This window comes from Polynucleobacter sp. MWH-Braz-FAM2G (assembly GCF_018687635.1).
In the GTDB taxonomy this organism is placed as follows: Bacteria; Pseudomonadota; Gammaproteobacteria; order Burkholderiales; family Burkholderiaceae; genus Polynucleobacter.
Genome location: NZ_CP061300.1, coordinates 162,388 through 177,226 on the forward strand (window position 1 = coordinate 162,388; position 14,839 = coordinate 177,226).

Here is a 14,839-nt window from a genome sequence, read left to right on the forward strand (position 1 = left end):
AAGTAATTATGTTGATTTTAGAAAACGCCTTTGCAAATTCAGCTTTCATGAGTAATGAAGGTTACCAAGCGCCAAACCGATTCCTTATTTTGGGATTGGGGGAATCTGGCATAGCTATGGCTAAGTGGTGCTTGAGAAACGGCGCCGAGGTGCGTTTAGCAGATACGCGTGACCAAACTGCAATGACCGAACGTCAAAATGCATGGCTAGAAGAACTTCGTATTGCGGGTCTAAAGGATATTTGTTTTGGACCTTTAGATGACGACTTGCTCAAAGATATCGATGTGATAGGTATCAGCCCGGGCTTGTCTCCGCTTCAAGAGCCAATCAAAACTTTCTTGGTCAAGGCTGAGAATGTTGAAATTGATGTATGGAGTGAGATTGAATTTTTCGCACGTGCAATTTCAGCATTAAGTCGTATGGCTGAAGTTCAACAATCGACTTATAAAACTTCAGTATTAGCAGTTACTGGAACCAATGGCAAAACCACCACCACTGCATTAACTGGACAATTATGTGAGCGCGCTGGTAAGAAAGTCGCGGTGGCAGGAAACATTAGTCCTGCAGCTCTAGAGAAACTGATGAGCTGCTTGGATTTGGCTGATCAAATTGAAGATATGCCTGATATTTGGGTATTGGAGTTATCTAGCTTTCAATTAGTCTATACCTATACATTTAACGCTACAGCCGCAACAGTATTGAATATCACTCAAGATCACTTAGATTGGCACGGTGATCTTCAGGCATACGCACAGGCAAAGTCAAGAATATTTGGCGCTGATACAGTTTGCATTCTGAATCGCGATGATTCTTTAGTGATGAGTTTGCTTCCTGAAGAACAAAAATCAGAAAAGACTATTGTGACCTTTGGCTCCAATCGTCCTGATGAGCAGGGTGCCTTTGGTATTGAGCATGACTTACGTGCTGGCGGAATTGATTGGTTGGTATGGGCGGAAGTGGACGAAGATGTAGAGCCAAAACCTAAACGTCGTCGTAAGTCTGCGGTTGTAGAGGATGATGAGCCACTACGTCTTAAGCGCTTGATTCCTGCAGACGCTTTAAGAATCCGTGGACGACACAATGCATTAAATGCGTTGGCTGCACTGGCTTTAGCACGTGCCGCTCATTTGCCCATGAATGTTTTATTGCATGGTCTGCGTGACTACCATGGTGAGCCACATCGTGTACAGAGTATTGCGGTCGTTAAAGATGTTGAATATGTTGACGATAGCAAAGGAACTAATGTTGGTGCAACTGTCGCAGCCTTGAATGGTCTCGGTAGTAATGAGTCTGGAAAGCGCATTTGGTTAATAGCTGGCGGCGAAGGTAAAGGCCAAGACTTCAGTCCATTACGTGAGCCAGCATTACGTTTTGTAAAAGGCGCATTTTTAATCGGTAAAGATGGTGCCGCTATTGGTGAGGCTTTGGGTTCCGAGATTCCAAGCACTAATTGTGGAGATTTGGTTTCTGCAGTTCAAGCGGCTGCAGCTAAAGCAATTTCCGGTGATTTAGTTCTACTATCTCCGGCATGTGCGAGTCTAGATCAATTCCGTGACTATGTTGAAAGAGCTCAGGTTTTTGCTGCAGAGGTAGAGGAGCTTGGAATGCGCTTTGAGGGTGTTCAGGTATGAATATAAAAGAAAAATTATTTCCTGAGAATCGCCTTGGCTTAAATCGCTTTTGGAATTTTTCTAGAGGTGGAATTGATAACTTCCGCACTGGCTTGCGTGATGCAGCTTCGGGTGTTGAGCGGACCCGTTCTCGTATGATGGATTATGACCAGTTACTAGTGTGGGCAGTTTTATCGCTGATGTTAATCGGTCTAGTGATGGTGTACTCCGCATCCATTACTTTGGCTGACGGGCCAAAGTATGCTAACTACAGCAGTAATTTCTTCTTAATCCGCCACATGATTTCGTTGGTGATTGCGATTGGAGTCGGAGTTTGGGTATTCAATATTCCCACGAAGGTCTGGGATCGTTATTCCCCAATCATTTTTGGTATTACGGTTTTATTGTTAATTGTTGTTTTGATTCCAGGTTTAGGTAAGGGTGTCAATGGCGCTAAACGTTGGATTCCTTTGGGGTTAATGAATTTTCAGCCATCTGAGTTGATGAAATTTGCAGCAGTCATATTTGCAGCCAGCTATACAGTTCAGCGCCAAGAATATTTGCATTCGTTTGTTAAGGGCATGTTGCCTATGGGCATTGCCGTTGCTCTAGTTGGAGGTCTCCTAATGGCTGAGCCAGATATGGGCGCCTTCGTAGTAGTTGCATTAATTGCTTTTGGAATTCTCTTTTTGGGCGGTATCAACGCAAAATTATTTGGTGGCCTAATTGCTGTTGGTTTATTAAGTGGTGCAACCATGATTGCGCTCTCTCCATTTCGTCGCGGACGTATGTTGGCATTTATGGATCCTTGGCAAGTGGATAACGCTGCTAATAAAGGCTATCAGTTAACCCATTCACTCATGGCATTTGGGCGAGGTGAATGGTTTGGTACTGGACTTGGCGGTAGTGTTGAGAAACTGCACTACTTACCAGAGGCGCACACCGATTTCATCATGGCCGTAATTGGTGAAGAGCTTGGATTTGTTGGTGTGGTAGTCATGATCTTTTTGTTTTATTGGATAGTTCGTCGTGCATTCTTGATTGGTCGCACTGCTTTGCAATTGGATCGTAGTTTCGCTGGCTTAGCTGCCAAAGGAGTGGCGATTTGGATAGGTTGGCAGGCTTTTATCAACATGGGCGTGAATCTTGGGCTGCTTCCAACTAAAGGTTTGACTTTGCCATTGGTAAGCTATGGCGGCTCAGGAATCCTAATGAATGCAGTAGCTATAGCTATGTTACTTCGTGTGGATTATGAGAATCGCATCTTGATGCGCGGAGGGAAGCTTTGACTAAACCCTCAATTCTAGTAATGGCTGGTGGTACTGGCGGGCATATTTTCCCAGGACTGGCTGTCGCTGAATATTTGCGGATTTGTGGCTGGAACGTTTCTTGGTTAGGAAATCAAACTGGCATGGAGTATCGCTTGGTGAAGTCTTGCGATTTTCCATTTGAGGCAGTTGAGTTTGGCGGCTTACGCGGTAAAGGTTTAATGACAAAGTTGATGTTACCCATCAATCTCATGCGTGCTTGCTTCCAAAGCTGGAAGATCATGCGTCGATTAAAGCCGAATGTAGTACTCGGAATGGGTGGATATATCACCTTCCCAGGCGGTTTGGTCACAAAACTTTTGAAACGCCCATTAGTCTTGCATGAGGCTAATTCAATTGCTGGTAGTGCTAATTTAGCGCTGAGCAAAATCGCCATGCGTACTTTGACTGGATTCCCAGACACGATGGCAAATGCAGAATGGGTTGGCAATCCCATTCGTGAAGAATTTGATCATATGATGGCGCCTGCAGTTAGATACGAACAGCGTCAAGGGCCTTTATCTATTTTGGTAGTCGGTGGTAGCTTAGGGGCTGCGGCTCTTAATGAAAATATTCCTGCTGCCTTGGCCCTCATTCCAGAAGAGTCACGTCCTAAAGTCATTCATCAGGCTGGCGATAAGCATTTAGTAGATCTTCAAAAACGCTATGCAGATTTAGGTGTGACTGCAGATATTCGTCCTTTTATTGATGATATGCCAGCAGCATACTCACAAGCGGATTTGGTGATTTGTCGCTCAGGAGCTATGACAGTTTCTGAGATTGCGGCTTGTGGGGTCGCGTCTTGTTTGATTCCATTCCCCTTTGCAATTGATGATCATCAAACTGCTAATGCAGAGTTTTTATCAAATGCGGATGCAGCAATTTTATTGCCGCAACAATTTCTGAATCCACAGGATTTAGCTTTAATGATCCAAAATTTAAATCGTTCAGCGCTGAAAGAGATGGCACTACGCGCACATTCATTGTCTAAGCCGCATGCTACGCAACGCGTGGCCGAAGTATGTGCAGACTGCGCGGGGGTGGGTATATGAAGCATATAGTTCAGCAAATTCATTTTGTCGGTATCGGTGGTGCTGGTATGAGCGGTATTGCTGAGGTGCTTTTGAATTTGGGATATCAAGTCTCAGGCTCTGACCTTGCTGAAGGTGCAGTTACTAAGCGATTGAAAGATTTGGGGGCTGTAATTCATATTGGGCACGACCCTAAAAATATTGGCACTGCTGAAGCGGTGGTGATCTCCACCGCAGTCGCCGGAAATAACCCAGAAGTTTTAGCTGCACGCGCCGCAAAGGTTCCTGTGATCCAGCGTGCCGTGATGTTGGGTGAATTAATGCGCTTGAAGCAGGGCATTGCGATTGCAGGAACACATGGCAAAACAACCACTACCAGCTTGGTCGCATCAGTGTTGGCGGAAGGTGGCCTTGATCCAACTTTTGTAATTGGTGGAAAACTAAATTCTGCAGGTGCTAATGCACGCTTAGGGCGTGGTGATTTTATTGTGGTTGAGGCAGATGAATCTGATGCTTCATTCTTGCAATTGTTTCCAGCAATGGAGGTTGTTACCAACATTGATGCTGATCATATGGAAACTTACCAGCATGATATGGCGCGCTTGAAACAAGCATTTGTCCAGTTTATTCAACGCATGCCATTTTATGGTGTGGCGGTACTTTGTATTGATGATGCAAATGTACGGGACATCATTCCATTTGTATCTCAACCAGTTCTTCGTTACGGGCTATCGGAAGATGCGGATATTCGTGCGAGTAATATTCGCGCTGATGGTGCTCAAATGCACTTTACCGTAGACCGTCGTACGGTTCGAAGACATGGCAATAAACCGGGACCACTCAACATTACCCTGAATTTGCCTGGCTTACATAACGTTCGCAATGCACTGGCTGCTATTGGAATAGCTACTGAATTAGGCGTCGGAGATGAGGCCATTACTAAAGCGCTCTCGGAATTTGGGGGAGTTGGCCGTCGCTTTCAGCGACATGGAGAAATTGGATTAGCAAAGGGTGGCAGATTCACATTGATTGATGACTATGGGCATCATCCTGTAGAGATGGCAGCCACTTTAGCTGCTGCAAGAGGGGCATATCCAGGCCGTCGCTTGGTATTGGCATTCCAGCCGCATCGCTTCACAAGAACTCGCGATTGCTTTGGTGATTTTGTTCAAGTCCTAAAAAGTTTTGATGCATTAGTGTTGACTGATGTGTACCCAGCGGGCGAGGCAAAGATACCAGGAGCAGATGGAAAAAGTTTGATGAAGGCCGCTATTGCTGAAGATAAAAGTTCTAAATCATTATTAAATTCAGACGCGGTTGCCTATGCTGCAAATGTCGCTGAGATGCCAGAAAAACTAAGTCAAGTTTTAAAAGATGGGGATGTATTAATTACGATGGGTGCAGGATCAATTTCTGCCTTGCCGCATATGTTGGTGGAGGCAAAGTATGTCTAAGGTGAGTGCTAATTTGAGCTCTTGGGGCGAACGTGTTCAGGCCAGTTTGGCTGGCTTGGATGTAAAGTCATTGGGTCGCGTAGGTGTATTGCTTGGCGGCAAGTCTGGTGAGCGAGAAATCTCACTGATGTCAGGCAATGGTGTTTTAGATGCATTACGGTCAAAAGGTGTTGATGCTTATGCCTTCGATACGGGTATGCGTTGCCCCACAGAATTGGCGAAAGAAAAATTTGACCGAATTTTCATTTCTCTGCATGGCCGCTTTGGGGAAGATGGAACGATTCAAGGTTTATTAGAGTTGTTAGGATTACCTTACACAGGTAGTGGTGTTTTGGCTTCTGCTTTAGCTATCGACAAGATTGCAACAAAACAAATATGGATTAGCAATGGGCTGTCTACTCCTGATTATGTGGAATTAACAGCATCAAGTGATTGGAATGCAGTTGTTCAGCATTTAGGTTTGCCGCTAATTGTGAAGCCTGCGCACGAAGGCTCCTCTTTGGGTTTAACTAAAGTGAAATCCGCTGAAGAATTGCCAGCCGCCTACAAACTTGCTGCTGGATTGGATAAAAAGGTTGTTGCAGAAACCTGCATTATTGGCGATGAGTTGACTTGCCCATTGGTGGGATATGGCAGTACGGCTGAAGCTTTGCCAGTGATCAAAATTATCCCCCCGCAGGCTAATTATGATTTTCACAATAAATATTTCTCTGATGAAACTCAGTATTTATGTCCAACTGGTCTTTCTCCAGAAGTCAATTCCACTGTTCAGGAATTAGCTTTGGCAGCATACAGAGCATTAGGTTGTCGTACATGGGGTCGTGCGGATGTGATGTTGGATCAAAAAACCGGCAAACCCTATCTACTGGAAATGAATACTTCACCAGGAATGACTTCGCACTCTTTGGTGCCAATGGCTGCCAAAGCTGCTGGCATTGAATACGCTGATTTAGTGCTTTGGCTATTGAGTCAGACATTGAAGCAAGGGGAGAGTGCTCCTGCATGAGTAACTTCATGGACCGATTTGGTGAAATTTTCTCTATGTTGATGGCTCCACTTTGGAATCACTCTGATCGCATGGAAAAGCTGAGTCGCCTATTGATGCGTTGCTTTACGGTGATGTTGGTTGTTGGCGTTTTATTTTGGTTAAGTCAGCGCCCTGTTTTCGCTTTGAAACAAATTCAAATTGAGCCAGTTGCTGGACAAACTCTGAAACATATTAATAAGCCTATCGTTAAGCAACAGGTATTAGAAACGGTACAGGGTAATTTCTTCAGCGTTCGCTTGGAAGATGTGAAACGTGGTTTTGAAAGTATGCCCTGGGTCCGACATGCTAATGTGCGTAGGGTTTGGCCAAATGGATTGATAGTGAGTATCGAGGAGCAAAAGCCTTTCGGTACCTGGGGTGGATCAGAAAGTCATACCCTCATGAATACACATGGCGAGTTATTTGCTGGACGTGTTTCCGAGGTGAGTGAGGATATACGTTTGATCGATTTCTATGGCCCCGCAGATGCAGGCAAAGAAGTATTGAGTCTTTATGAAAGAGCCAACAATTGGTTTAAGCCATGGGGAGCAGAGGTAACTAGTCTTGCTCTCACTGAGCGCTATGCATGGCATGTAAAGCTCTCTAATGGAATGAAGATTGAGTTCGGTCGCGATGAAGAAAGCTCTGATAAAAATTTAACCGAGGAACGTGTCGCACGCTTATTTAAGTATTGGCCCCAAGTACAGGAAAAGTGGGCAAACCGAATTGATGCGGTCGATTTACGTTATGCAAATGGTTTTGCTGTTCATCTTGCTTCTGCAAGCTTGAAAAAGAATGAAGTAGACGGGAAAAAAAGTGAGTTGAAGCAATGAGTAAAGACAATCGAGATATTTTGGTTGGTTTAGATATTGGAACATCCAAGGTGGTTGCCTTGGTTGCTGAATTAGCCCCTGATGGTCAATTCAATGTAGTTGGTGTTGGCCAAACAGCATCTAAAGGACTTAAAAAGGGCGTTGTAGTCAATATTGAAGCTACTGTTCAGTCGATTCAGAAAGCGCTTGAAGAGGCTGAAGTGATGGCTGACCGTCAGATCGTCCAAGTCTTTACTGGCATTGCAGGTAATCATATCGTTAGTTTTAACTCTAGCGGCATGGTTGCAATACGCGATAAAGAGGTTAGCTCAGGAGATGTTGAGCGAGTGCTAGAAACGGCAAAAGCAATCAACATTCCAACGGATCAGCAGATCCTACACATTCTTGTTCAAGAATTCATCATTGATGGTCAAGAAGATGTGCGTGAGCCAATTGGTATGAGCGGTTTGCGTTTGGAGGTAAAGGTTCACATTGTTACTGGAGCTGTGAGCGCCGCACAAAATATTGTGAAGTGTGTACGCCGTTGTGGTCTTGAAGTGAATGATCTTATTTTGCAGCCTCTAGCTTCAAGTCTGGCAGTGTTAACTGAAGATGAGAAAGAGCTAGGTGTTGTTTTGGTCGATATTGGTGGTGGTACGACGGATATCGCAATTTATTGTCAGGGCTCTATTCGCCATACTGCTGTTATTCCTATTGCGGGCGATCAAATTACAAATGACATTGCAATGGCATTACGTACACCAACGATTGATGCTGAAGATTTGAAGATTGCATACGGTATCGCGCGTCAAGAGATGGCTGATCCAACTGCAATGATTGATGTGCCTGGTGTGGGTGATCGTGAGCCGCGCCCAATGTCTAAGCAAGCCCTTGCAGCGGTTATTGAACCACGAGTTGAAGAATTATTTACTCTCGTAAGAGGTGTGGTTCGAGACTCCGGCTATGAAGATATGGTTTCTTCCGGAATTGTGCTGACTGGAGGGACTGCATTAATGCCAGGCATGGTGGAGTTGGCAGAGCAAGTCTTCTTAAGGCCGGCTCGCATTGGTACGCCTGAGTACCGCGGACATTTACATGAGGTTTTGCGTAGTCCTAGATATGCCACCAGCATTGGTTTGCTGATGGAAGGTCAAGCTCAATTATTGCGTGGTCGTCGTGTATCCCAATCGGGAGCGCTGCAGGGAGTGATCTCGCGTATGAAAGAATGGTTTACTGGAAATTTTTAAGTTTTTTCGTCGTCGTCAATGTAGTTTGTTTTTTACCTAGGAGGGTATATGGAATTTGAAATGTTAGATCAAGAAACAGCTGGCAAGACCATTATTAAAGTGGTTGGAGTCGGTGGTGCTGGCGGCAATGCTGTGCAGCATATGATCCGTCGCGGAGTGAGCGGAGTAGAGTTCATTTGCATGAACACCGATGCGGGCGCTTTACAGCGTTCTGAAGCATCTGTGAATTTGCAATTGGGCTCTAGCGGATTAGGCGCTGGTGCTAAACCTGAAATTGGAGCGGCTTCAGCTGAAGAGGCGCGTGCTCGCATTGCGGATACATTGCAAGGCGCGCATATGGTGTTCATTACTGCGGGTATGGGTGGCGGCACTGGAACGGGTGCGGCTCCAATTGTGGCTCAAGTAGCCAAAGAAATGGGCATTCTCACTGTTGGAGTAATTAGTAAGCCATTTGATTTTGAAGGTGTAAAACGTCTAAAGGTTGCAGAGAACGGTGCTGCCGAACTTGAGTCTTATGTAGATTCACTGATTGTTGTTCTCAATGAAAAACTTTTCGAAGTAATGGGTGAAGATGCTGAGTTTGACAAAGCATTTGCTTGTGCTGATGACGTATTGCATAACGCTGTGTCTGGTATTGCAGAAATTATTAATGTTCAAGGTTTGATTAACGTTGACTTTGAAGACGTTAAGACAGTCATGGGCGAGCAAGGCAAGGCAATGATGGGAACAGCAACTGTTTCCGGTATGGATCGTGCACGTTTAGCTGCTGAAGCTGCAGTTGCATCACCTCTGCTTGAAGGTGTCGATCTATCTGGTGCGCGTGGCGTATTGGTAAACATTACTGCTAGCCGTTCATTGAAGTTATCTGAAACTCGTGAAGTAATGGCTGCTATTCGTGGATATGCTGCAGATGATGCAACCGTGATCTTCGGTACTGTGTATGACGAGAGCTTAGGCGATGCCTTGCGCGTAACTGTAGTTGCTACTGGTTTGAATAATCCTCAAGCCCGAAAAAATAATCAGCCTGAAGTTGTCTGGAGGCAAGCTACTGGTACGCATGATGCAATCCCAACTATGGCAGATTTAAATAGCTTCGCTCCTGCTAGCGCATCAGCAGTTATGAGTAAGGTGAACGTTGATTCTGCCTTAGGTACAAGTGCAGGTATGGCGTTAACCGGTTCTGGTGCTGCACCTGTTGCTCCAAGTACATCAGCAAGTAGCGGGGTTGATTACAGTCAATATGATTTGCCACGGGTGTTTCGTAGCTCTCGTGAGGCGAGTCCTGCGCCTACATTAGGCGCTGATAGCTCGCCTCAGGCTAAATCCATGTTGGATAAAGGGGCTGATTACTATGAAATCCCAGCCTTTTTGCGTAAACAAGCAGATTAATTAACTGCTTAATACAATAGGTAATTGCAAAATGCCAGCGCGGCGCCCCTCCGGACGACGAATCCCGCGCTTGCGTTGGCATGCTTACTAACAATTATTTATTGGAGATGTCATGATTGCTGTTGGACAAAAATTACCGAACGCCACTCTTTACGAATTTTTTGATGAAGAAAGTGAAGGTTGCTCTTTGGGGCCAAATGCTTTTGAAGTGGAGAAATTGGCAGCAGGAAAAAAGATTGTAATTTTCGCTCTACCTGGCGCATTTACACCAACCTGCTCTGCAAAGCATGTGCCTAGTTATGTTGAGCACTACGATGCTATTAAGGCTAAGGGTGTTGATGAGATTTGGTGTGTTTCAGTGAATGACCCATTCGTAATGGGTGCATGGGGGCGCGATCAAAAAGTAGGTAAAAAGATACGCATGTTGGGTGATGGTAGTTGTGAATTCACCAAAAAACTTGGCTTGGAGTTGGACTTAGTTGCCCGTGGTCTCGGCGTTCGCTCTGATCGTTATGCAATGATTGTTGAAGACGGTGTAGTGAAATCTTTGGATCGTGAAGCACCTGGCAAGTATGAAGTAAGTGATGCTGCTTCTGTCCTCAAAAAACTATAATTTGCATCGGTTAGTCTATTAAGCCCCTGAATTTAGAGATGTCATTATGATGAAGCAAAGAACCATTGCCACCCCCGTTAAAACTGTGGGAATTGGTTTGCATTCTGGTCGTAAAGTGACGATTTCTATTAAGCCAGCACCTATTAATTCAGGGGTGCAGTTTGTTCGAGTCGATACACCAGACCAGGCGGTCGTTCCCGCAACTGCTTTAGCAGTATGCGACACAAGATTGGCCTCTGTAATTCAAAAGGATGGTGTTCGTGTCTCTACAGTAGAACATTTACTATCCGCATGTGCGGGTCTTGGCCTAGATAATTTATTGATTGAGCTTGATGGCGAAGAGGTTCCCATCATGGATGGTAGTGCCGCTTCATTTCTATTTCTAATTGAATCTGCTGGTATTGCCGAGCAAGAGGCGCCACGACAGTTTTTGGTTATGAAAAAACCAGTAGAGGTACGCGAGGGCGATAAGCTTGCGCGACTAGAGCCGTTCTTTGGATTTAAGTTGGATTTCACAATCGACTTTAAACATCCTGCCGTAGATAAAACTGGCCAACGTTTTATCGTCGACTTTGCTGAACACGCTTATCGTAGTGAGATTGGTCGTGCGCGTACTTTTGGATTTGCTCATGAGGTCGAAGCATTACGTGAGATGGGTTTGGCACGCGGCGGCAGTTTAGATAATGCGATTGTTTTAGATGAACACCGAATTTTGAATAACGAAGAGCTTCGTTATGAAGATGAATTTGTAAGACACAAAATCTTAGATGCTATTGGCGATCTTTATCTCATTGGACATCCTATTGTGGGTGCCTATGTTGCTGAGAAATCTGGTCATGCTCTCAATAATGCACTTTTACGTAAGCTTTTGGAGGACCCAAGTGCTTATGAAATCTGTTCTTTTGCTGAAAACAAAGCCCCAGCAGCGTATTCTCAAGAGAGCCAACCCCTCTTTTTTTAAGGGTTTTTTAATTACCTGGGTTTATTTTTAAGTAGTTTCTCAATGGAGGAACGAAGGCTCGAACCTGGTTCTAATTTTTCTAAAAGAGCTTCCCAAGATTTTCTGGCTGCTTCGTTGAGTCCTTTTGGCTTGTCAAGCTGAGGGTCTAAACGAGGTTTTACTTCCCATGGGGGCGGAGCGGGCTTTACTTTTACCTTAATTGCCCTACAAGGTATGCCTAATTTAGCTAACTCATTGATTAAGCTAGGTAAAATTTGCTGTAAGCGGGTAGCAATACTAGCGCTACTTACTAATAGAAATAGCTCATTTTGGGAGTCAGAGCGCCATCCAGCCTCAATTTTAGGGGTTAGGTGACCTAAATCAAGTTTGTTAAGAGCGGCGCCAATACTTACCTTGAGTTTGACCAGATCTTCTGTTTTAGCTAAAACTTTCCCAAGACCATTGGATTCACGTAGGTAATCCATCCAGTCGTGTGCGGTGTGCTTACGGGATGGTTTGGGGGCAAAGTTCATAAAAATAGGGGTTACGGGTGATAAACTCAAGGACTTAATTTTCTTCAATATCCCATGGTAATCGGTCTTCTTAAAACCCTGGTCGGCAGTCGTAACGACCGCCTCTTAAAACAGTATCGCAAAGTTGTTGCCAAGGTTGGCGCTTTTGAGCCAAGCCTGCAATCTTTGGATGATGCTGCGCTTGCTGCAAAAACTGCGGAATTCAAATCTCGTCTATCAGCTGGAGAGTCAATTGATGATATCGCTGCTGAAGCTTTCGCAGTTGTTCGCGAGGCAAGTGTACGCGTGATGAAAATGCGTCATTTTGACGCCCAGATTTTGGGTGGTTTGGCCTTGCACCAGGGAAAAATTGCGGAGATGGGCACTGGTGAAGGTAAAACCTTAACCGCTACTCTTCCTGTTTACTTAAATGCGCTCACTGGTAAAGGTGTGCATGTTGTAACGGTCAATGATTATTTGGCACAACGTGACGCTGAGTGGATGTCCAAGCTTTATAACTTTTTGGGTATGAAGGTGGGTGTGAATTTATCCCAAATGGATCACACCGCTAAACAAGAAGCTTACGCTGCTGATATCACTTACGGCACCAATAATGAGTTTGGTTTTGATTACTTGCGCGACAACATGGTTCAGGATCTGAATCAACGTGTGCAGCGCGGATTAGCCTACGCGATTGTTGACGAAGTTGACTCCATTCTGATTGATGAGGCTCGCACCCCATTAATCATTTCTGGTCAAGCAGAAGATCACACAGATCTCTACATCAAAATAAATGCATTGCCATCTCATTTAGAGCGTCAAATTGGTGAAGAGAAGGCGGATGGTACTGGTGTTGAAAAGCCAGGTGATTACTGGGTAGACGAAAAGTCTCAGCAGGTATATCTGACAGAGCAAGGACATGACAAGGCCGAAGCGGTATTGGTTCAGCTCGGAGCTTTGAATGATGGCGATTCTTTATATGCGCCTCAAAATATTACTTTGATGCACCACGTGTACGCAGCATTACGCGCACATTCTCTATATCACCGCGATCAACATTATGTTGTTCAAAATGGTGAAGTAATCATTGTGGATGAATTCACAGGTCGTTTAATGCAAGGTCGCCGTTGGTCGGATGGATTGCATCAAGCGGTCGAAGCAAAAGAGGGCGTGCAGATTCAGAATGAGAATCAAACATTAGCGACGATTACTTTCCAAAATTATTTCCGCATGTATGGAAAGTTGGCTGGTATGACAGGTACGGCTGATACAGAAGCATATGAATTCAAGGAAATTTATAACCTTGAGACGGTAGTGATACCTCCCAACCGAATCAGTCAACGAAAAGATAGACAAGACCAAATATACAAGTCTTCTCGTGAGCGTTATGACGCTGTCATTAAAGATATCGAAGATTGTTATGAGCGTGGTCAACCAGTTTTGGTGGGCACTACATCAATTGAAAATTCTGAGTTGATCGCAAAGTTACTTGATCAGCGCAAGTTGCCGCATCAAGTATTGAATGCGAAACAACACGCCCGTGAAGCAGAAATTATTGCTCAGGCTGGACGCCCAAAAATGATTACGATTGCGACCAATATGGCAGGTCGCGGTACTGATATTGTTTTGGGTGGTAATGTGGGTAAGCAATCTTCCTTAATTGAGGCGGATGACTCGCTGACTGATGCAGATAAAGCGCTCAAGATTAAGCAGTTGCAGGATGAATGGCAAAGTATTCATGACCAAGTTCTTGCAGCAGGTGGTTTGCATATTATTGGTACTGAGCGTCATGAGAGCCGTCGTATTGATAATCAATTACGAGGTCGTTCAGGTCGCCAAGGCGATCCGGGCTCCTCTCGTTTTTATCTTTCTCTTGATGATTCACTGCTGCGGATTTTTGCGGGCGACCGTTTGCGAGCTGTTATGGATCGCCTCAAGATGCCTGATGGAGAGCCTATTGAGGCGGGAATGGTTACTCGCTCTATTGAATCTGCTCAGCGCAAAGTGGAAGGTCGTAACTTCGACATTCGTAAGCAACTGCTTGAATATGACAACGTTGCAAATGATCAACGTAAAGAAACATATCGTCTCAGAAATGAAGTGCTTGAGAGTGGCGACATAGGCGACTTAATTGCTAATTTACGAGAAGATGTTTTGCGCTCGCTATGTTCAGTTTACGTACCCCATGAATCCATGGAAGAGCAATGGGATCTCACAGGATTAGAGAATGTTTTATCCAATGAATGGGGTCTAGTAATTGATCTGAAGAATTGGGTAGAGGGCGCTGAGACCGTCGATGAAGCGGAGATCGTTGATCGAGTATTGCAGGCGGCTAAAGATGCTTACGATGCGAAGGTTGAACTTTCTGGCCGTGAATCTTTTGCTGGTTTCGAGCGCTCAGTCCTTTTGTATAGCTTAGATAGTCACTGGCGTGAACACTTGGCCGCTTTGGATCATTTGCGTCAGGGCATTCATTTGCGTGGTTATGCTCAGAAGGATCCAAAGCAAGAATACCGTCGTGAAGCATTTGAGCTGTATGGTGAATTGCTGAACGTTATCAAGAATGATGTTGTGAAAAGCATCATGACAGTGCAGATTAGAAGCGCCAATGAATTGGATCAAGCTTCTGAATCAATGAATGATGACTTGGCTAAGTTATCCGATGTTCAATATCAGCATGCGGATCCAGAGAGAGAAGTTGCTGGTTCAACTGGTGATCGTGGTGCTGCCATCGATATTCAGCCAGCTCCGCAGCGTACTGGTCCAAAAATTGGTCGCAATGATCCTTGTCCCTGCGGTAGTGGGAAGAAGTACAAGAATTGTTGCGGTGCATTAGCTTAGGCAAAAAATCGCAAAACATTCTTTTATGGGGGTCTCTACCCCCATTTCTTTTGGGT

At 44.9% G+C, this 14,839-nt stretch carries 12 protein-coding genes; 11 read left to right on the forward strand and 1 reads right to left on the reverse strand.

What is annotated here, in order from left to right; all coding sequences use genetic code 11:
* Positions 1–47: 47 nt before the first annotated feature.
* The 10 genes from murD (at position 48) to lpxC (ending at position 11,451) form a co-directional block, all read left to right on the forward strand.
* Positions 48–1,631, forward strand: coding sequence for a UDP-N-acetylmuramoyl-L-alanine--D-glutamate ligase (gene murD, locus FD973_RS00905; protein ID WP_215324652.1), 1,584 nt, complete (start codon positions 48–50; stop codon positions 1,629–1,631).
* Positions 1,628–2,899, forward strand: a complete 1,272-nt coding sequence (gene ftsW / locus FD973_RS00910) for a putative lipid II flippase FtsW (RefSeq protein ID WP_215323786.1) — start codon at positions 1,628–1,630, stop codon at positions 2,897–2,899. Before murD ends, ftsW begins: the two co-directional genes overlap by 4 nt.
* Positions 2,896–3,969 (forward strand): undecaprenyldiphospho-muramoylpentapeptide beta-N-acetylglucosaminyltransferase, encoded by a 1,074-nt coding sequence (gene murG, locus FD973_RS00915; RefSeq protein WP_215323787.1) that lies wholly within the window; start codon positions 2,896–2,898, stop codon positions 3,967–3,969. Before ftsW ends, murG begins: the two co-directional genes overlap by 4 nt.
* Positions 3,966–5,402, forward strand: a complete 1,437-nt coding sequence (gene murC / locus FD973_RS00920) for a UDP-N-acetylmuramate--L-alanine ligase (protein WP_215323788.1) — start codon at positions 3,966–3,968, stop codon at positions 5,400–5,402. Before murG ends, murC begins: the two co-directional genes overlap by 4 nt.
* The gene (locus FD973_RS00925; protein WP_251368794.1) at positions 5,395–6,408 is read left to right on the forward strand and encodes a D-alanine--D-alanine ligase; all 1,014 of its coding nucleotides are present in this window, start codon (positions 5,395–5,397) and stop codon (positions 6,406–6,408) included. The genes murC and FD973_RS00925 overlap by 8 nt, the downstream gene beginning before the upstream one ends.
* Positions 6,405–7,262 (forward strand): cell division protein FtsQ/DivIB, encoded by an 858-nt coding sequence (locus tag FD973_RS00930; RefSeq protein ID WP_215323789.1) that lies wholly within the window; start codon positions 6,405–6,407, stop codon positions 7,260–7,262. The genes FD973_RS00925 and FD973_RS00930 overlap by 4 nt, the downstream gene beginning before the upstream one ends.
* Positions 7,259–8,488, forward strand: coding sequence for a cell division protein FtsA (gene ftsA, locus FD973_RS00935; protein WP_215323790.1), 1,230 nt, complete (start codon positions 7,259–7,261; stop codon positions 8,486–8,488). Before FD973_RS00930 ends, ftsA begins: the two co-directional genes overlap by 4 nt.
* A 48-nt stretch (positions 8,489–8,536) precedes the next feature.
* Positions 8,537–9,877: a cell division protein FtsZ gene (gene ftsZ, locus FD973_RS00940; RefSeq protein WP_215323791.1), complete on the forward strand. Its 1,341-nt coding sequence runs from the start codon at positions 8,537–8,539 to the stop codon at positions 9,875–9,877.
* 112 nt (positions 9,878–9,989) lie between these two features.
* On the forward strand, positions 9,990–10,490 hold the full coding sequence (locus FD973_RS00945) for a peroxiredoxin (RefSeq protein WP_215323792.1): 501 nt from the start codon (positions 9,990–9,992) through the stop codon (positions 10,488–10,490).
* 46 nt (positions 10,491–10,536) lie between these two features.
* Positions 10,537–11,451, forward strand: a complete 915-nt coding sequence (gene lpxC, locus FD973_RS00950) for a UDP-3-O-acyl-N-acetylglucosamine deacetylase (protein ID WP_215323793.1) — start codon at positions 10,537–10,539, stop codon at positions 11,449–11,451.
* A gap of 11 nt (positions 11,452–11,462) precedes the next feature.
* Here lpxC and FD973_RS00955 read toward each other — a convergent pair whose 3' ends face one another.
* Positions 11,463–11,963: a hypothetical protein gene (locus tag FD973_RS00955; RefSeq protein ID WP_215323794.1), complete on the reverse strand. Its 501-nt coding sequence runs from the start codon at positions 11,961–11,963 to the stop codon at positions 11,463–11,465.
* A gap of 54 nt (positions 11,964–12,017) precedes the next feature.
* Between FD973_RS00955 and secA the strand changes: the two genes are divergently transcribed.
* The gene (gene secA / locus FD973_RS00960) at positions 12,018–14,783 is read left to right on the forward strand and encodes a preprotein translocase subunit SecA (protein WP_215323795.1); all 2,766 of its coding nucleotides are present in this window, start codon (positions 12,018–12,020) and stop codon (positions 14,781–14,783) included.
* Positions 14,784–14,839: the final 56 nt, after the last annotated feature.

Excerpts from the sequence above, each read along its gene's own strand:
- murD (WP_215324652.1), top strand. The coding sequence starts at position 48 with ATGAGTAATGAAGGTTACCAAGCGCCAAACCGATTCCTTATTTTGGGA.
- ftsW (WP_215323786.1), top strand. The coding sequence starts at position 1,628 with ATGAATATAAAAGAAAAATTATTTCCTGAGAATCGCCTTGGCTTAAAT.
- murC (WP_215323788.1), top strand. The coding sequence starts at position 3,966 with ATGAAGCATATAGTTCAGCAAATTCATTTTGTCGGTATCGGTGGTGCT.
- FD973_RS00925 (WP_251368794.1), top strand. The coding sequence starts at position 5,395 with ATGTCTAAGGTGAGTGCTAATTTGAGCTCTTGGGGCGAACGTGTTCAG.
- FD973_RS00930 (WP_215323789.1), top strand. The coding sequence starts at position 6,405 with ATGAGTAACTTCATGGACCGATTTGGTGAAATTTTCTCTATGTTGATG.
- ftsA (WP_215323790.1), top strand. The coding sequence starts at position 7,259 with ATGAGTAAAGACAATCGAGATATTTTGGTTGGTTTAGATATTGGAACA.
- ftsZ (WP_215323791.1), top strand. The coding sequence starts at position 8,537 with ATGGAATTTGAAATGTTAGATCAAGAAACAGCTGGCAAGACCATTATT.
- FD973_RS00945 (WP_215323792.1), top strand. The coding sequence starts at position 9,990 with ATGATTGCTGTTGGACAAAAATTACCGAACGCCACTCTTTACGAATTT.
- lpxC (WP_215323793.1), top strand. The coding sequence starts at position 10,537 with ATGATGAAGCAAAGAACCATTGCCACCCCCGTTAAAACTGTGGGAATT.
- FD973_RS00955 (WP_215323794.1), bottom strand. The coding sequence starts at position 11,963 with ATGAACTTTGCCCCCAAACCATCCCGTAAGCACACCGCACACGACTGG.
- secA (WP_215323795.1), top strand. The coding sequence starts at position 12,018 with ATGGTAATCGGTCTTCTTAAAACCCTGGTCGGCAGTCGTAACGACCGC.